Origin of the sequence: Verrucosispora sp. NA02020 (assembly GCF_013364215.1) — a bacterium.
Classification (GTDB): Bacteria; Actinomycetota; Actinomycetes; order Mycobacteriales; family Micromonosporaceae; genus Micromonospora.
The window spans coordinates 5,202,702-5,220,559 of the sequence record NZ_CP054923.1; the positions used below are offsets into that span (position 1 = coordinate 5,202,702).

At 72.1% G+C, this 17,858-nt stretch carries 16 protein-coding genes; 7 read left to right on the forward strand and 9 right to left on the reverse strand.

Annotation, left to right across the window (positions count from 1 at the left end; all coding sequences use genetic code 11):
* Positions 1 to 12: 12 nt before the first annotated feature.
* Positions 13 to 969 carry a heme o synthase gene (locus tag HUT12_RS22680; RefSeq protein WP_131054971.1) on the reverse strand — a complete coding sequence of 319 codons (957 nt, stop codon included), beginning with the start codon at positions 967 to 969 and terminating at the stop codon, positions 13 to 15.
* A gap of 267 nt (positions 970 to 1,236) precedes the next feature.
* Between HUT12_RS22680 and tkt the strand changes: the two genes are divergently transcribed.
* From tkt to pgl, 6 genes are read left to right on the forward strand one after another with little or no spacing between them, the layout of a single operon-like run.
* Positions 1,237 to 3,375 (forward strand): transketolase, encoded by a 2,139-nt coding sequence (gene tkt, locus HUT12_RS22685; RefSeq protein WP_131054972.1) that lies wholly within the window; start codon positions 1,237 to 1,239, stop codon positions 3,373 to 3,375.
* Positions 3,376 to 3,388: 13 nt separating this feature from the next.
* Entirely contained in the window at positions 3,389 to 4,570 is a 1,182-nt protein-coding gene (tal, locus tag HUT12_RS22690; RefSeq protein ID WP_131054973.1) for a transaldolase, read from the forward strand.
* A gap of 48 nt (positions 4,571 to 4,618) precedes the next feature.
* Positions 4,619 to 6,223, forward strand: a complete 1,605-nt coding sequence (locus tag HUT12_RS22695) for a glucose-6-phosphate isomerase (protein WP_176094636.1) — start codon at positions 4,619 to 4,621, stop codon at positions 6,221 to 6,223.
* A 37-nt stretch (positions 6,224 to 6,260) separates the two neighbouring features.
* A complete protein-coding gene (zwf, locus tag HUT12_RS22700) occupies positions 6,261 to 7,775 on the forward strand; it encodes a glucose-6-phosphate dehydrogenase (RefSeq protein ID WP_131052171.1) in 1,515 nt (504 codons plus the stop codon).
* Positions 7,776 to 7,806: 31 nt separating this feature from the next.
* Positions 7,807 to 8,823: a glucose-6-phosphate dehydrogenase assembly protein OpcA gene (locus HUT12_RS22705; RefSeq protein ID WP_131052172.1), complete on the forward strand. Its 1,017-nt coding sequence runs from the start codon at positions 7,807 to 7,809 to the stop codon at positions 8,821 to 8,823.
* Positions 8,824 to 8,883: 60 nt separating this feature from the next.
* Complete coding sequence (gene pgl, locus HUT12_RS22710; RefSeq protein WP_131052173.1) at positions 8,884 to 9,648, forward strand: 6-phosphogluconolactonase; 765 nt, start codon at positions 8,884 to 8,886, stop codon at positions 9,646 to 9,648.
* A gap of 100 nt (positions 9,649 to 9,748) precedes the next feature.
* Here pgl and HUT12_RS22715 read toward each other — a convergent pair whose 3' ends face one another.
* From HUT12_RS22715 to rapZ, 8 genes are all read right to left on the reverse strand, one after another.
* A complete protein-coding gene (locus tag HUT12_RS22715) occupies positions 9,749 to 10,093 on the reverse strand; it encodes an RNA polymerase-binding protein RbpA (RefSeq protein ID WP_131052174.1) in 345 nt (114 codons plus the stop codon).
* Between the two features lie 136 nt (positions 10,094 to 10,229).
* Complete coding sequence (gene secG, locus HUT12_RS22720; RefSeq protein WP_131052175.1) at positions 10,230 to 10,490, reverse strand: preprotein translocase subunit SecG; 261 nt, start codon at positions 10,488 to 10,490, stop codon at positions 10,230 to 10,232.
* A gap of 95 nt (positions 10,491 to 10,585) precedes the next feature.
* Entirely contained in the window at positions 10,586 to 11,377 is a 792-nt protein-coding gene (tpiA, locus tag HUT12_RS22725; RefSeq protein ID WP_176094637.1) for a triose-phosphate isomerase, read from the reverse strand.
* A 3-nt stretch (positions 11,378 to 11,380) separates the two neighbouring features.
* Positions 11,381 to 12,589 (reverse strand): phosphoglycerate kinase, encoded by a 1,209-nt coding sequence (gene pgk / locus HUT12_RS22730; protein ID WP_217706037.1) that lies wholly within the window; start codon positions 12,587 to 12,589, stop codon positions 11,381 to 11,383.
* Complete coding sequence (gap, locus tag HUT12_RS22735) at positions 12,586 to 13,590, reverse strand: type I glyceraldehyde-3-phosphate dehydrogenase (protein ID WP_131052177.1); 1,005 nt, start codon at positions 13,588 to 13,590, stop codon at positions 12,586 to 12,588. The genes pgk and gap overlap by 4 nt, the downstream gene beginning before the upstream one ends.
* Before the next feature lie 333 nt (positions 13,591 to 13,923).
* Positions 13,924 to 14,904, reverse strand: a complete 981-nt coding sequence (gene whiA / locus HUT12_RS22740) for a DNA-binding protein WhiA (protein ID WP_131052178.1) — start codon at positions 14,902 to 14,904, stop codon at positions 13,924 to 13,926.
* 54 nt (positions 14,905 to 14,958) lie between these two features.
* A complete protein-coding gene (gene yvcK, locus HUT12_RS22745; RefSeq protein ID WP_131052179.1) occupies positions 14,959 to 15,936 on the reverse strand; it encodes a uridine diphosphate-N-acetylglucosamine-binding protein YvcK in 978 nt (325 codons plus the stop codon).
* Positions 15,933 to 16,805 carry an RNase adapter RapZ gene (gene rapZ / locus HUT12_RS22750; RefSeq protein ID WP_131052187.1) on the reverse strand — a complete coding sequence of 291 codons (873 nt, stop codon included), beginning with the start codon at positions 16,803 to 16,805 and terminating at the stop codon, positions 15,933 to 15,935. The genes yvcK and rapZ overlap by 4 nt, the downstream gene beginning before the upstream one ends.
* Before the next feature lie 310 nt (positions 16,806 to 17,115).
* Between rapZ and HUT12_RS22755 the strand changes: the two genes are divergently transcribed.
* Positions 17,116 to 17,769, forward strand: coding sequence for a hypothetical protein (locus HUT12_RS22755; protein WP_176094638.1), 654 nt, complete (start codon positions 17,116 to 17,118; stop codon positions 17,767 to 17,769).
* Positions 17,770 to 17,858 lie beyond the last annotated feature (89 nt).

Here is a 17,858-nt window from a genome sequence, read left to right on the forward strand (position 1 = left end):
CCCTTCCTTGCATCAGATCAGGGCGTCGAGCGCGGCGGCGGCGAAGACGATCGTCAGGTACGTGGTGGACCAGTGGAACAGCCGCATCGGCTTGACCGGCTCGCCCCGGCTGGCCCGACCGGCCAGCTTGTGCGACTCGACCAGGAAGATCGCGCCCACCACCAGCGTCGGCACGCCGTAGATCGGGCTCAGGCCCAGCGCCCAGACGGCCAGCGAGGTGAGCACCGTGAGCCAGGCGAACAACACGATCTCGGTGTTGACCCGCCGCACCGACGCCACCACCGGCAGCATCGGGATACCCGCCCGGGCGTAGTCGTCCTTGTACTTCATGGCCAGCGGATAGAAGTGCGGCATCTGCCAGAAGAAGACCACCGCGAACAACGCCCAGGCGATCGGCGACAGCGACCCGGTGACCGCCGCCCAACCGATCAGCACCGGAGCCGCCCCGCACGCGCCGCCCCAGAAGGTGTTCGCCGTGGTGGTCCGCTTGAGCCAGAGCGTGTAGACCACGTCGTAGTAGACGATGGCCGCCAGCGTCAGCCCGGCGGCGAGCAGGTTGGTGAAGGCCGCCATCAGCGCGACCGAGACCACCGCCAGCACCAGACCGAAGACCAGCGCGTTACGCGGCGTCACCGTGTGCGCCGGCAGCGGGCGACGCTTGGTGCGCCGCATCACCTGGTCGATGTCCCGGTCGATGTAGCAGTTCAGGACGCTGGCCGCACCCGCGGCGAGCGACCCGCCGACCAGCACCACCGCGACCAGCCACAGCGACGGCATGCCGCCGTGCGCGAGCATCATCGCCGGCACCGTGGTGACCAGCAGCAGCTCCACGATCCGCGGCTTGGTCAGCGTCACGTACGCCGCCACCACCGTCCGCAGGTCACGCGAACGGACCGGCACCTCCTCCGTGACGCGCACCGGCGTCTGCCCGGCAGGGTTGCTGACGGGGCGCTCGGTGATCATGCTCACGGATTGCCACCTTCCGGCTTCGGCAGGGGAGGTCACGACGGCGGGGACCCGTCTCGGGTCCACACACCGACCCACACACTACGCGTTGTCGTTTTGGCTGCCCGGGCGACCCGGTAACGGTGCGGGCCGTCACACCCGCGACTGAACCGCCGGGCGGAACGGAAACGTACAGACCAGCATGCTGAGATCCTCGGGCGCACGTTTAGCCGCGCTCGATAGGGTCACCTGTGAGGGTTCCGCCCATCTCGCCGAGGAGCACAAACCACCGTGGCTGCCAACCGACCTGCGCACCCCGCACTTGACTGGTCCGACCTCGACCGCCGTGCCGTGGACACCGTCCGCGTCCTGGCCATGGACGCCGTGGAGAAATCCGGCAACGGCCACCCGGGCACCGCGATGAGTCTCGCCCCCGCGGCGTACCTGCTGTTCAACCGGGTGATGCGACACAATCCCGCCGACCCGAACTGGCCCGGCCGGGACCGCTTCGTGCTCTCCGCCGGTCACTCCAGCCTGACGCTCTACATCCAGCTCTTCCTCGCCGGCTACCCGCTGAGCCTGGAGGACCTCAAGTCGCTGCGGCAGTGGGGCTCGCTCACTCCGGGTCACCCCGAGCACGGGCACACCCCGGGTGTGGAGACCACCACCGGCCCGCTCGGGCAGGGCCTGGGCAACGCCGTCGGCATGGCGATGGCGGCGCGCCGGGAGCGCGGCCTGTTCGACCCGGAGGCCGAGGCGGGCGAGTCCGCCTTCGACCACCACATCTGGTGCATCGCCTCCGACGGTGACATCGAGGAGGGCATCACCCACGAGGCCAGCGCGCTCGCGGGGCACCAGCAGCTGGGCAACCTCTGCGTGATCTACGACGACAACGAGATCTCGATCGAGGACGACACCCGGATCGCGCTGAGCGAGGACGTCGCGGCCCGCTACGAGGCGTACGGCTGGCACGTGCAGACGGTCGACTGGCGCACCGGCGACGCCGACCAGGGCGACTACCACGAGAACGTCGAGGAGCTGTACCAGGCGCTGCTGGCTGCCAAGGCCGAGACCGGCCGCCCGTCGTTCGTGCGGCTGCGCACCATCATCGGTTGGCCCGCGCCGAACAAGCAGAACACCGGCAAGATCCACGGCTCGGCGTTGGGCGCCGACGAGGTGGCCGCCACCAAGGAGATCCTCGGCTTCGACCCGGCCGGATCGTTCGAGGTCACCGAGGAACTGCTCGCCCACACCCGTAAGACGCTCGCCCGCGGCGACGCCGCCCAGCAGGAATGGACCACCGCCTTCGGCACCTGGTCCGAGGCCAACCCCGAGCGCCGCGCCCTCTACGACCGGCTGGCCGGGCGGATCCTGCCCGACGGCTGGACCGAGGCGCTGCCGGAGTTTCCCGCCGACGCCAAGGGCATCGCCACCCGGGCCGCCTCCGGCAAGGTCCTCGCCGCGCTCGCGCCGGTGCTGCCCGAGCTCTGGGGCGGCTCCGCCGACCTGGCGGAGAGCAACAACACCACGATGAAGGGCGAGCCCTCCTTCGTGCCCAGCCAGTTCGCGACCAAGGAGTTCCCCGGTCACGAGTACGGCCGGACGCTGCACTTCGGCATCCGCGAGCACGCCATGGGCGCCATCCTCAACGGCATCGCCCTGCACGGCGGCACCCGCCCGTACGGCGGCACGTTCCTGGTCTTCAGCGACTACATGCGTCCCGCCGTGCGGCTGGCCGCGCTGATGAAGCTGCCGGTGGTCTACGTCTGGACGCACGACTCGATCGGTCTCGGCGAGGACGGACCGACCCACCAGCCGGTGGAGCACCTGACCGCGCTGCGGGCCATCCCCGGCCTGGACGTGGTCCGGCCGGCCGACGCCAACGAGACGGCGTGGGCCTGGCGGCAGGCCCTGGAGCACACCGACCGGCCCACCGCGCTGGCACTGAGCCGGCAGGCGCTGCCCACGCTGGACCGGACGCAGGTCGCCGGGGCCGAGGGGACCGCCAAGGGCGGCTACGTGCTGGCCGAGGCGTCCAACGGCAAGCCTCAGGTGATCATCGTCGGTACCGGTTCCGAGGTGCAGCTCTGCCTGACCGCGCGGGAGCGGCTGGAGGCCGACGGCACCCCCACCCGGGTCGTCTCGATGCCCTGCCAGGAGTGGTTCTTCGCGCAGGACGAGGCGTACCGGGAGTCGGTGCTGCCGCGCGGGGTAAAGGCCCGGGTGAGCGTGGAGGCGGGCATCGCGATGTCCTGGCGGGCCATCGTCGGTGACTGCGGCGAGAGCGTCAGCCTGGAGCACTACGGCGCGAGCGCCCCGCACTCCGTGCTCTTCGAACAGTTCGGCTTCACCCCCGACCGGATCGTCGCCGCCGCGCACGCGGCGCTGACCCGGGTCGGTGACATCACCGGTTTCACGACCGGCAACTGAGGGAGGCGCGTGAATGACGACCGACAGGCTGGGTGAGCTCTCCGCCGCGCAGGTGGCGGTGTGGCTCGACGACCTTTCCCGGGTACGACTGAGCTCCGGCGGGCTCGACCAGCTCCGCCGGGAGAAGCACGTCGTCGGGGTGACCACCAACCCGACGATCTTCGCGAAGGCGTTGAGCGACGCCGACGAGTACGACTGGCAGCTTCGTGACCTGGCCACCCGGGGCGTCGAGGTGGAAGAGGCCGTCCGCATGCTCACCACGTACGACGTGCGGTGGGCCTGCGACGTGATGCGCCCGTCGTACGACGCCAGCGGTGGCGTCGACGGCCGGGTCTCCATCGAGGTGGACCCGCGCCTGGCCCACGAGAGCGCGAAGACGGTCGCCGAGGCCAAGGCGCTGTGGTGGCTGGTCGACCGGCCCAACCTCTTCATCAAGATCCCGGCGACCGAGGCCGGCCTGCCGGCGATCACCGCCGCGCTCGCCGAGGGGATCAGCGTGAACGTGACGCTGATCTTCGGGTTGGACCGCTACTCGCAGGTGATGGAGGCGTTCCTCGCCGGTCTGGAGCAGGCGAAGGCGAACGGGCACGACCTGTCCACGATCACGTCGGTGGCCTCGTTCTTCGTCTCCCGGGTCGACAGCGAGGTGGACAAGCGGCTGGAGAAGATCGGCTCGGAGCAGGCCAAGGCCCTGCGCGGCAAGGCGGCCGTGGCCAACGCCCGACTGGCCTACGAGCGGTACGCCGAGGTCTTCTCCGGTGACCGGTGGCAGGCGCTGGCCGCCGCCGGGGCGCACCCGCAGCGTCCGCTGTGGGCTTCCACCTCGACGAAGAACCCGGACTACCGGGACGTCATCTACGTCGAGGAACTGATCGCGCCGGGCACGGTCAACACCATGCCGGAGTCGGTCGTCCACGCGTACGCCGAGCACGGGGAGACCCGGCCGGACACGGTCACCGGCGCGTACGACGACGCCCGGCAGGTCTTCGCCGACCTCGGTGAGGTCGGTGTGGACCTGGCCGACGTGATCGACACGCTGGAGCGCGAGGGCGTCGAGAAGTTCGAGACGAGCTGGAACGAACTGCTCGACGGTGTCCGCAAGTCGCTCGACGCCGCCGGGCGGGGCAGCGGCCACCCGAGCGACGCCGCCAGCGACAACGCCGACGCCGCCGTGCGCGCCGGAGGCAATGCGTGACCCTGCGACCAGAAGTCCCCCGCGCCGCCGCCCCGTCCGGGTGGCGGCGTGGGTGACCTGCTGGCCGCACCCGCCGAGTCGGCGGGAGGTCTCACCGTGCACGGCGCACGGGCCGTGGACGGCAGCACCCCGGCCTCGACCCGGCAGGCTCTGGTCGACGCCGACGTCCCGGGCCGGCTGGCCGCCCAGGACCCACCCCTGTGGGATCCCCGGGCGGCGGCCGGCCGGGGCGACGGCGGGGCCGATCTACTCCCCCGCCTCGCCGAACTGGCGGCGGAACTGGCCGACCTCGACCACGTGGTGCTGCTCGGCATGGACGGCACCGCGCTCGCGGCGCAGGCCGTCGCCCGCACCACCGGTCACCCGCTGACCGTGCTCGACACCACCGACCCCGGCCGGATCCGGGCCGCCCTGGACGACCGGCTCGCCCGCACCGTCGTGGTCCTGACCGGCGCCGCCGAGGCGACGCCGGAGGTGGACGATCTCCGACGCGCCTACCGGCAGGCGTTCCTCGACGCGGGGCTGAGCGAGGCCGAGGCGGGTCGACACGTCGTGGTGGTCACCGAGCCGGGTTCACCGCTGGCGGCAGCCGCCGCCGAGTGGGAGGCGATCACCGTGCCCGCCGACCCGCCGGTGAGCGGAGGCTCCTCGGCGCTGAGCGCGTACGGGTTGGTGCCCTGCGCGCTGGCCGGCGTCCCGGTGGCCGACCTGCTCGACCAGGCCGACACGTTCGCGGCCTCGCTGTCGCGCCCACAGGACAACCCCGCCCTGACGCTCGGTGCCGCGCTGGCCGCCGCCGCGACGACGGGGCGGGACACGGTCGCGCTGGTCGCCGACGGCACCGGCGTCGAGGGACTGGGCGACTGGGTGGAGCACCTGCTCGCCGGTGCCACCGGCAAGGACGGCCAGGGCATCCTGCCGGTGGCGGTCGGGTCCCCGGACGAACCCGGCCTGACCGGGCCGGGCGTACTCACCGTCAGCTACGGCGGCGCGCTCGCCGCTCCGGCGGTGCCGACCTCCGACGTGGCGGTCAACGGCCCCCTCGGCGCGCACTTCCTGGCCTGGGAGTACGCCGCTGCCGTCGCCGCCACCGTGCTCGGTGTCGACCCGGCCGACCGGCCCGACGCCGCCGAGTCCGCCCGGCACACCGAGGCGGCCCTGGCCGACCCGACGCCGACGCCGTCGTCCACCACCGACGCGATCCAGGTGTACGCCCCGACCGGCACCCCGGACGACCTGTCCGACGCCCTGCGCCACCTGCTCGCCGGTCTCGGCGACCACGGCTACCTGGCGGTCACCGCCTTCCTCGACCCGCACGCCGAGGCCGCCGCCGCACGGCTGCGCCCGCTGCTGGCCGCACTGACCCGACGACCGGTGACCTTCGGTTGGGGACCCCGTTACCTGCAGTCCACCGGGCAATACCACAAGGGCGGCCCGCAGGCGGGTAGCTTTCTTCAGATAACCGGTACGGTCACAGTTGATCTGCCGGTACCCGGCAAGCCGTACACCTTCGGGGAACGACAGGCGGCGCAGGCCGCCGGCGACCGGCGCGCCCTGGCCGGTCGTGGACGCCCGCTACTGCACCTGCACCTGACCGAGCGGTCGGCGGGCCTGACCCGGTTGATCGACGCGGTCGGGTCGCTGCGGGCATGACGATGGACGACGTGGACGAGCGGAGCGAGGAGGCGGCGTGAACCCGCTGCGCGACCCGCAGGACCGGCGGCTGCCGCGGATCCCGGAGCCCTGCGCTCTGGTGATCTTCGGAGTCACCGGTGACCTGGCCCAGAAGAAGCTGCTGCCCGCGGTCTACGACCTCGCCAACCGGGGGCTGCTGCCGCCCGGTTTCGTGGTCGTCGGCTTCGCCCGGCGGGACTGGCGCGACGGCGACTTCGCCTCGCTGGCCCGCGAGGCGGCCAAGGCACACTCCCGCACCCCGTGGCGGGAGGAGGTCTGGTCCCGGCTGGAGCACAACATCAAGTTCGTCGGCGGCTCGTTCGACGACGACACCGCGTTCGACAACCTCGCCTCCTGCCTGGAGGGGCTGCGCGACAGCCACGGCATCCACGGCAACGCGGCGTTCTACTTCTCCATCCCCCCGGCGGCCTTCCCGGTGGTGCTCAAGCAACTCGCCCGCACCGGCATGGCCGACAACGAGAAGTGCGGCGGCTGGCGGCGGGTCGTGGTGGAGAAGCCGTTCGGGCACGACCTGCCCTCGGCCAAGGCGCTCAACGACCTGGTCGACGACGTGTTCACCCGCAAGGACGTCTTCCGCATCGACCACTACCTGGGCAAGGAGACGGTCCAGAACATCCTCGCGCTGCGGTTCGCGAACAGCCTCTTCGAGCCACTGTGGAACTCGCAGTACGTCGACTCGGTGCAGATCACCATGGCCGAGGACGTCGGCATCGGCTCCCGGGCCGGCTTCTACGACTCCGTCGGCACCGCCCGCGACGTGCTGCAGAACCACCTGCTGCAACTGCTCGCCCTGGTCGCGATGGAGGAGCCGACCAGCTTCGACGCCGACGAGATCCGGGCCGAGAAGCTCAAGGTGCTCAAGGCGATCACCCTGCCGCACGACGTCGCCGACGGCACCGTACGCGGGCAGTACCTGCCCGGCTGGGTCGGCGGCCAGCGGGCCAAGGGATACCTGGAGGAGGACGGCGTCCCGCAGACGTCGACCACCGAGACGTACGTCGCGGTGCGGCTGGGCATCCAGAACCGCCGCTGGGCCGAGGTGCCGTTCTACATCCGGGCCGGCAAGCGGCTGCCCCGACGGGTCACCGAGGTCGCGGTGATGTTCAAGCGGGCCCCGCACCTGCCGTTCACCGCGGCCGACATGGAGATGCTCGGCAACAACCAGCTCGTCATCCGGGTCCAACCGGACGAGGGCGTGGTGCTCAAGTTCGGCTCCAAGGTGCCGGGGACCACCATGGAGGTCCGCGACATCGCGATGGACTTCCAGTACGGCGAGGCGTTCACCGAGTCCAGCCCGGAGGCGTACGAGCGTCTGGTCCTGGACGTGCTGATCGGCGACCGCACGCTCTTCCCGGACGCCGCCGAGGTGGAACAGAGCTGGGCCGTGGTGGACCCGCTGGTGGCCGCCTGGGAGGGCAGCAAGCCCGAGCCGTACCGGTCCGGTGAGTGGGGTCCCCGGGCCTCCGACGAGATGCTGGCCCGCGAAGGCCGCGCCTGGCGGCGGGCGTGACCGGGCACCGCGAGCGAACCTGGAGGCTCCGTTGATCGGATTGTGGGACACCACCGGCAACGAGGTGGTGAAGGCGCTCGCCGCCGAACGACGCAGTGCCGGTGGCGTGGCCAGCGGCATGGCCCTGACCCTGATCGTGGTGGTGGACGAGAAGCGGGTCCGCGAGGCCGAGGCGGCGGCCACCATCGCCGCCGCCGCGCACCCGTGCCGGCTGCTCGTGGTGGTCCGCTCCGACGTCGACCGGGACCGCAACCGCCTCGACGCGGAGATCGTCGTCGGTGGCCGGTTGGGCCCGTGCGAGGCCGTGGTGATGCGGATGTACGGCCGCCTCGCGCTGCACGCCGAGTCCGTCGTGATGCCGCTGCTGGTGCCGGACGTACCGGTGGTCACCTGGTGGCACGGCGAGCCGCCGGACGAGATCGCCACCGACTTCCTCGGTGTGGTCGCCGACCGGCGGATCACCGACTCCGCCCAGGCCGCCGACCCGATCGAGGCGCTGCGGCTGCGGGCGCGCGACTACGCCCCCGGCGACACCGACCTCGCCTGGACCCGGATCACCCCGTGGCGCACCCTGGTCGCCGGTGCCTTCGACACCACCGAGGCGCAGCTCACCGAGGCGGCGGTGGTCGCACCGCCGACCGACCCGACGGCCGCGCTGATGCGGGGCTGGCTCCGCAGCCGACTCGGCATCAAGCCGCGCTGGGAGCGGACCAAGGAGTTCCCCCGAATGCGCGAGGTGCAGCTGCGCTGCGCCAACGGCGACGAGCTGACGCTGACCCGGGACGACAGCATGGCCGTCTTCCGGCGGACCGGCCAGGAGGACCGGGTGCTGCCGCTGGTGCGTCGGCCGCTCGGCGACGAACTGGCCGAGGAGTTGCGCCGGCTCGGCTCCGACCAGGTGTACGCCGAGGCGCTCGGCGCCTTCGCCGGGCTGACCAACCTGGACCGGCGCTCCGGTCAACGCGTGCACGTCTGGAAGGACCCGAGCACCGCACGGCGGGCCGAGGCGGGCGTCACCGCGCACAGCTCCACCAGCACCGATTCCTGACCGTCCGGCCCGGATACCCCACCACGACACCGACCGCCGGTGCGGTCGCGGAAGGACAGCATGACTGAGGCGAGTGTCGCCGTACACGCCGACGCGGATCTGCTGGCGCAGGCCGTCGCGGCACGGTTGGTGGTGAAGCTGCTCGACGCGCAGGCCGAACGGGGCCAGGCGGCGGTGGTGCTCACCGGCGGGCGGATCGCGGCGGCGGTCTACCGGGCGGTCGGCGCCCTGCCGGCCAAGGACGCGGTGGACTGGTCCCGGGTGGACTTCTGGTGGGGCGACGAACGGTTCCTGCCGGCCGGCGACCCGGACCGCAACGAGACGCAGGCCCGCGCGGCCCTCCTCGACGCGCTGCCTCTCGACCCGGACCGGATCCACCCGATGCCGTCGTCGGACGCGGGCGCCGACCCGGAGGAGGCCGCCGCCCGCTACGCGGCCGAGCTGGCCCGGGCTGCCCGGCCCGGCACCGCCGCCCTGCCCCACTTCGACGTGCTGATGCTCGGCGTGGGCGAGGACGGGCACGTCGCCTCGGTCTTCCCCGAGCACCCGGTGCACTACGAGAGCCGTCCGGTCAGCGCGGTGCGGGGCAGCCCCAAGCCGCCGCCGGTGCGGACCACCCTGACCCTGCCGACCATCAACACCGCCGAAGAGGTGTGGCTGGTGGCCGGTGGCTCCGACAAGGCCCAGGCGGTCGGCATGGCGCTGGCCGGTGCCGGGCCGGTGCAGGTGCCGGCGGCCGGTGTCCAGGGCACCAGCCGCACCCTCTGGCTGCTGGACCGCGCCGCCGCCGCCGATCTCCCCGCGCGCTTCCGCAGCCTGCGCTGACGCGTGCAAGGAAGGGTCCCCTGCTAACGCCTCGTGCATAGCAGGGGACCCTTCCTCACACTTTCAGCGCGAGCCCCATGCCTGCGGCAGGCAGCGGGATTCAGCGGGCGCCGCGTCGGCGACGCAGCGCCGCGAGGGCCTCGGCGAGGATCGCCTCCCCCTCCGCCTCGGTACGCCGCTCCTTCACGTACGCCAGGTGGCTCTTGTAGGGCTCGGCGCGTACCCGGCCGGGCGGGTCGTGGGCGTCCGTCCCCGCCGGCAACCCGCAGCGCGGGCAGTCCCAGGTCGGCGGCGCCTGCACCTCGGCCACGAGACGGATGTCGGTGCGGTGCCCGTTACGGCACCAGTAGCTCACCGACCGGCACGGGACCGGCTGATGGCGTTCGGAATGGCGTGGGGGCGCGGACCCGACCCGGGCGCCCCGGATGACATGGCCGTTCGACACGGCGCTCGCTCCTGTCGTCGGAGGGGACCGCCGTCGAGGGGTGGACGGCGGGCGACGCGGTGCAGCGGGTGTAACGGACTGCGCGCGGCCCGTCGAGTGACGGACCGCGCGCAGATTGTACGACTGGAGAGGCGGCTCAGACCCCCGTGCCGACTTCGAGCCGGAGCCAGAGCCCGAGCCCGACGATGCAGGCGAACCAGACGATGCCCACCAGGACGGTGTAGCGATCGAGGTTCTTCTCCGCCACCGACGACCCGGCCAGGCTGGAACTGACCCCACCGCCGAACATGCTGGACATCCCACCGCCCTTGCCCCGGTGCAGCAGAATCAGCAGGACGAGCAGAACGCTCGTGATGACCAGCAACACGATCAACGTGTAGGCGAACCAGATCGGCATGGCGGGGGTCAGTCCTCTCGTTACGATCCTCGCCCGGACAGGTCGGGCACGGCGGCACCGACCGGCGGACGGGCGGAGTCAAGGATAGCGAGCGATCAGCCGGTGATGTGCTCCGGGAACCGGCAGATCTTCGCGAACTCCTCGGCGTCCAGGCTGGCGCCACCCACCAGGGCACCGTCCACGTCCGGCTGCGCCATGATCGCGGCCACGTTCGACGACTTCACCGAGCCGCCGTAGAGGACCCTGACCTGGTCCGCGGTGGCCTGGTCGAAGGTCTCGGCGAGCCGGGACCGCACCGCGCCGCACACCTCCTGGGCATCCTCGGGGGTCGCCGTCTTGCCGGTGCCGATCGCCCAGACCGGCTCGTACGCGACGACGACCTTGGTGACCTGCTCGGCGGTGAGCCCCTTCAGGGCCGCGTCGAGCTGGTCGGCGCAGTGCGCCACGTGCCCGCCCTGCTCGCGGACGTCCAATCCCTCCCCCACGCAGAGGATCGGGGTGAGCCCGTTGGCCAGCGCGGCCTGCACCTTGGCGTTGACCAGCGCGTCGTCCTCGTCGTGGTAGGCACGCCGCTCGGAGTGCCCGATCGCCACGTAGGTGCAGCCCAGCTTCGCCAGCATCGACCCGGCGATCTCACCGGTGTACGCGCCGGAGGCGTGCGCCGAGAGATCCTGCGCGCCGTAGCCGATGAGCAGCTTGTCGCCCTCCACCACGGTCTGCACCGTGCGCAGGTCGGTGAAGGGCGGCAGGACCACCGTCTCCACGTCGGTCAGCTGCTTCTCATTGAGGCTGGCCGCCAGCTTCTGCACCAGCAGGTTCGCCTCAAGGTGGTTGAGGTTCATCTTCCAGTTGCCGGCCATCAGCGGCCGGCGGGGAGCACTTGCCATCAGTCAGTTCTCCAGGGCCGCGATGCCGGGGAGGGTCTTGCCCTCCAGGTACTCCAGGGAGGCGCCGCCGCCGGTGGAGATGTGGCCGAAGGACTTCTCGTCCAGGCCGAGCGACCGCACCGCCGCCGCCGAGTCACCGCCACCGACCACGCTGAACGCCTCGGACTCGGCGATCGCCTCGGCGACCCCCCGGGTGCCGCCCGCGAACGCGGCCATCTCGAACACGCCCATCGGGCCGTTCCAGAAGATCGTCCGGGCACCGGTACGCAGCGCCGCGGCGAAGCCGGCCACGGTCTCCGGACCGATGTCGAGCCCGACCCGGTGGCTGGGGATGCCGTCGGCCGGCACCACGTCGTGCGCGGCGTCCGGGGCGAAGGCGTCCGCGGCCACCACGTCGACCGGGAGCATGATCTTGCCCTCGCCGCGCTCCAGCAGGTTGCGGCAGGTGTCGACCATGTCCTTCTCGAGCAGCGAGGTACCCACCTCGTGACCCTGCGCCTTGAGGAACGTGAAGCACATGCCGCCACCGATGAGCAGCCGGTCCACGGTCGGCAGCAGCGCCTCGATCACGGCGAGCTTGTCGGAGACCTTGGAACCGCCCAGCACCACCACGTACGGCCGCTCCGGCGACCCGGTGAGCGTGGAGAGCACCTCCACCTCGCGCAGCACCAGGCGACCCGCGACGTGCGGCAGCCGCGCCGGTACGTCGTACACGCTGGCGTGCTTGCGGTGCACCGCACCGAAGGCGTCGTCGACGTACGCGTCGCCCAACGCGGCGAGCTGGTCGGCGAAGGCACCGCGCTCGGCGTCGTCCTTGCTGGTCTCACCCTTGTTGAAGCGCAGGTTCTCCAGCAGCGCGACCTCGCCGTCGGCGAGCGCCGCCACGGTGGCCTGGGCCGACTCGCCGACCGTGTCGGCGGCGAAGTGCACCGGCGCGCCGAGCAGCTCACCGAGCCGGCCGGCGACCGGGGTGAGGCTGAACTGCGGGTCCGGTGCGCCCTTCGGCCGACCCAGGTGCGAGCAGACGACCACCTTCGCGCCGGCGGAGACCAGCGCGCCCAGCGTCGGCAGCACCGCCCGGATCCGACCGTCGTCGGTGATCTCACCGGTCTGCTTGTCGAGCGGGACGTTCAGGTCGGCGCGCACCAGCACGCGCCGACCCGACACCCCCTCGGCGAGCAGGTCGTCGAGGTTGCGGATGGTCGCACTCACAGCGACTTGCCGACCAGCTTGACCAGGTCGACCAGACGGTTCGAGTAGCCCCACTCGTTGTCGTACCAGCCGACGACCTTGACCTGGTTGCCGATCACCTTGGTCAGCGGCGCGTCGAAGATGCAGGACGCCGGGTCGGTGACGATGTCGGCCGACACGATCGGGTCCTCGTTGTAGACCAGGATGCCCTTGAGCGGACCCTCGGCAGCGGCCTTCAGCGCGGCGTTGACCTCGTCCACCGTGGTCTCCCGACCGACGGTCACGGTGAGGTCGGTGGCCGAGCCGGTGGGGATCGGCACCCGCAGCGCGTACCCGTCCAGCTTGCCCTTGAGCTCCGGCAGCACCAGGCCGATCGCCTTCGCGGCGCCGGTCGAGGTCGGCACGATGTTCAGCGCGGCGGCCCGGGCCCGACGCAGGTCGGAGTGGGGCGCGTCCTGCAGGTTCTGGTCCTGGGTGTACGCGTGGATCGTGGTCATCAGACCCTGCTCGATGCCGAACGTGTCGTGCAGCACCTTCGCCATCGGCGCGAGGCAGTTCGTGGTGCAGGAGGCGTTCGAGATGATGGTGTGCTTGGCCGGGTCGTACTGGTCCTGGTTGACACCCATCACCACGGTGACGTCTTCGTTCTTGGCCGGCGCCGAGATGATGACCTTCTTGGCCCCACCGTCGACGTGCGCCTTCGCCTTGGTGGCGTCGGTGAAGAAGCCGGTCGACTCGATGACGACGTCGACGTTCAGGTCGCCCCACGGCAGCGCGGCCGGGTCACGCTCGGCGTACGCCTTGATGGTCTTGCCGCCGACGGTGATCTCGTCGGCGGTGGCCTTGACCTCGTGCGGGAGGCGACCCAGAATGCTGTCGTACTTGAGCAGGTGAGCGAGCGTCGCGTTGTCGGTCAGGTCGTTGACGGCCACGACCTCGACGTCAGCGCCGGACGCCAGCACTGCCCGGAAGAAGTTACGGCCGATCCGGCCGAAGCCGTTGATGCCAACCCGGATGGTCACAGGTCCCATCTCCTCGCGTTCTGGTTCGCCGGCGTGGAGACCCTCGGCCGGCGAAGTGATGTGCGCCGACCGTTGGAGCCGGCCGTTGACGGTTCATCTCGGCCACCCCGCCGCGGTCCGAGGGACCTGACCGCCCCGAGGCGGTGGGTTCGGCGGGGAGCGCCGGTGCCGGCCCCCTTGCCGTACGCAGCGACCATATCCGAGCGCGGCGAGCCGTGCCGCGCCGGGTGGTTGCCCTCACCCGCACCGCCGGACGCCGTACCGCCTCGACGACGCGCGGCGACGAGGGCGCGCCTCGCCGGCCCGCCCGCGCCGGGACGACCCACCGTCCTATCAGACCACGAGCATGTCGGGCGTGACGGCCGCTTCGGTATCCGGGATGCCCAGGTCACGGGCCCGCTTGTCGGCCAGCGCCAGCAGCCGGCGGATCCGCCCGGCGATGGCGTCCTTGGTCAACGGCGGGTCGGCCAACGCGCCCAACTCCTCCAGCGACGCCTGCCGGTGCTCCAACCGCAGCCGACCGGCCGACGTCAGGTGCTCGGGCGCATCCTCGGCGAGGATCTCCAGGGCCCGGGTCACCCGGGCCGCCGCCGCCACCGCAGCCCGCGCCGAGCGCCGCAGGTTGGCGTCGTCGAAGTTGGCCAGCCGGTTGGCGGTGGCCCGCACCTCGCGGCGGACCCGACGCTCCTCCCAGGCCAGCACACTGGAGTGGGCACCGACCCGGGTCAGCAGCGCGGCGATCGCGTCACCGTCCTTGACCACCACCCGGTCGACGCCGCGTACCTCCCGCTGTTTGGCGGTGATGCCGATCCGGCGGGCGGCGCCGACCAGCGCCAACGCCGACTCCGGCCCCGGACAGGTGATCTCCAGGGCGCTGGAGCGGCCCGGCTCGGTCAGCGAGCCGTGCGCCATGAAGGCACCCCGCCACGCGGACACCGCGCAGCAGACGTTGGCGGCGACCACGTGCGGCGGCAACCCGCGCACCGGCCGACCCCGCACGTCCAGCAGGCCGGTCTGCCGGGCCAGGGCCTCGCCGTCCTTGACCACCCGGACGATGAAGTGGCTGCCCTTGCGCAGCCCGCCGGAGGCCAGTACGTGGATCTCGCTCGAATAGCCGTAGACCTCGGCGATCTCCCGCCGCAACCGACGGGCCACCGCGCCGGTGTCGAGTTCCGCCTCCACCACCACCCGCCCGGAGACGATGTGCAGCCCACCGGCGAACCGCAACAGCGCGGCCATCTCCGCCCGCCGGCAGCAGGGCTTGGGCACGTCGACCCGACTCAGCTCGTCCTTGACCGCAGCCGTCATCGCCATTGTGCGTCCCCTCACGGACCCGTTCCGGCGTGTCGCCGGAGATTACGTACGTGTCTAACGATCGGCGCCCAGTACGGGCACCAGGGCGGCGCCCAGGGCGGCCGGATCATGCCGGGGAGTGCCGTCATCGACCGCGACGGGAGCGAGGACCAATCGGGCTCCCAGGGATTCTGCCGCACGGTCGACCGGCTCGGGGGCACCGACCGCCTTGGCGTCGGCGAGCACCACGTCGACCGTCAACTCCGGCAGATACCAGCGCAGCGCCGCCAGGTGATCGGCGACGGAGAGACCGAGCGTCTCCTTCTCGGCGGCCAGGTTGAGCGTGACCAGGCGTCGGGCCGGGCTGGCCAGGATCGCCGCGGCCAACTGCGGCACCAGCAGGTGCGGCAGGACGCTGGTGTACCAGCTGCCCGGCCCGAAGATCAACCAGTCGGCGGCACCGATCGCGGCGACCGCCTGCGGGCACGCCGCCGGCGCCTGCGGGGTCAGTCGCACCGACTCGACCCGGCCCGTGGTGATCGCCACCTGGTGCTGGCCGCGTACCGTGCACACCTCGTCCGGGCGGCCGGGGTCCGCGGCGCGTACCCGGGCCTCGATGTCGACCGGCTGGCAGGACATCGGCAGCACCCGCCCGACCGCGCCGAGCATCGCCCCGGCGTGCTCCAGCGCCGCCACCGGGTCGCCGAGCTGCTCCATCAACCCGGCGATCACCAGGTTGCCGACCGCGTGTCCACCCAACCCGTCGCCCTTACCGGGCAGGCCGCGCGTCGCCGGGCCGAACCGGTGCTGGAAGAGCCCGGCGCTGCGTCGGGTGGCCGGATGGTCGCCGGCCAGCGCGACCAGCGCCTGCCGCAGGTCACCGGGGGGCAACCCGCCCCGCTCGGCACGCAGCCGTCCGCTGGAGCCGCCGTCGTCGCCGACGGTCACCACCGCCGTGATGTCGAGGTCGAGCCCGGGGGCGCAGCGACGTAACGCCCGTAACGACACGGACAGGCCGTGCCCGCCCCCGAAGGCCACCACCCGGACCGTCATTCGCGCCCCAGATCCCGATGCTGTGCGTTGGCGGCCAGCCCGGCACGACGCAGCCGGGCCGCCAGTTCCTCGGCGATCGCCACACTCCGGTGCTTGCCGCCGGTGCAGCCGACCGCCACGGTCAGGTACCGCTTGCCCTCCCGCTCGAAACCGGCGGTGGTGGCGCCGACCAGGTCCGCGTACCCGTCGACGAACGCGTCGGCGCCCACCTGGCTCAGCACGTACGCGCTGACCGCCTCCTCCCGCCCGGTGTGCTCACGCAGCTCCGGCACCCAGTACGGGTTGGGCAGGAACCGGGCGTCCATCACGAAGTCGGCGTCCGGCGGCAGGCCGTACTTGAAGCCGAACGAGATCACGGTCAGCCGCAGTCGCCGCGCGTCCTCCCCGCCGAACAGCTCCTCGATGCGGCGGCGGAGCTGGTTGACGTTGAGGTGGCTGGTGTCGATGATCACGTCGGCCTGGTCGCGGGCCTCCTCCAGCAGGCCCCGCTCGACGGCGATGCCGTCGGCGAGCCGCCCGTCACCCTGCAACGGGTGTGAGCGCCGCACGCTCTCGAAGCGCCGGATCAGCACCTCGTCGTCGGCGTCGACGAAGACCACCCGGGGGGCGTAGCCACGCTCCTTCAACTCCCGGATCGCCTCGGCCAGATCGGTGGAGAAGGCACGCGAGCGGACGTCCAGCACCATCGCCGTACGCCGGGCCGCGCCACCGGCCTTCACCGCCAGCTCGGCCATGTCCAGCAGCAGTGCCTGCGGCAGGTTGTCCACCACGTAGAAGCCGACGTTCTCCAGGGCCCGGGCCACGGTGCTGCGCCCACCACCGGAGAGGCCGGTGACCACGACCAGGGTGGTGTCCGTCTCGCCGGCCACCCTCCCGGACTGCTCACCGGGTACGCCGCCGTGGTGACCGGTCGTGTGCGCCTCGCCCACCCATCAACCCCCAAGCCGTGGCGCCGCGGTCGGAGCCGACCGGGCATGGTCAAGCGCCGACTCTAGCTCGCCGGTCCCGACCCGACGGAGCGCACCGCCGCACCCGTCCCACCAGCACCGCCGCCGCCGGCCCGGGAGTGTAAGGAGGGGTCCCCTGCTATACACGAGGCGTTAGAAAGGGTCCCTTCCTTTCACGGCTCGTGTCGGCTGACTGACGGCACGTGACGTCCGGGACCGTTATCCTCCGGAAATGGGGAGGCACGGGGCGCGGCTGCGCTGGGTGGTGGCCCTTGTCTCGGTCACGATCGCGGTGCTGGCCACGGTGGATCGTTTCGTCGAACGGGAACGTGAGTGGGCACACGGCGGTGACCAGGTCGCGGTGACCGTCGAGGCCCGCCTGCCGGAACCGGACCGGGTGGCACGCGCCGCCGCCGCGCTCGGCTGGCCGCATGCGACCGACCGCGTCCACGGCGATCCCGACCGGCAGTCGGTGGTGCTGCGGCTGCGCTGGTCCGGGCCGCCCCGCAAGGGCTCCTACCAGGTCTTGCTGCTGGACGACCGACAGTCACCGCCCCGGGTGCTGCGCCCCGAGGGCGGCTACGACGCCGCCGGCGACGCCGGATTCGGCTGGTCCACCGAGTACGAGGTGCTGGCCGCCCGGTACGACTGGCTGGCCGACACCGCCGCCCGCGAGGAGCCGGACGGTACGCAGGGAAGCGCACCGCACGTCGGCGCCATCGGCACCCGCGCGACCGGCGACGGCAGCCTGATCGGGGTGTTCCGCCTCGCTCCCGACGCGCTGCCGCTGGAGGACCCGACCCGCCTGGTGGTGGCCTTCTGCCACGTCGACGACGACGGCGAGGTCCGCTGGGCCAAACGCGTCCCCGTCCCCCCGAGCTACTGAGCCCATCAGCCGTCAACGTGGCACCGCAGCTAGCCGACACGCCGGGGCGAGACCAGCTGCACTGCCACGATCCGGGTGCTGCCCGGCCA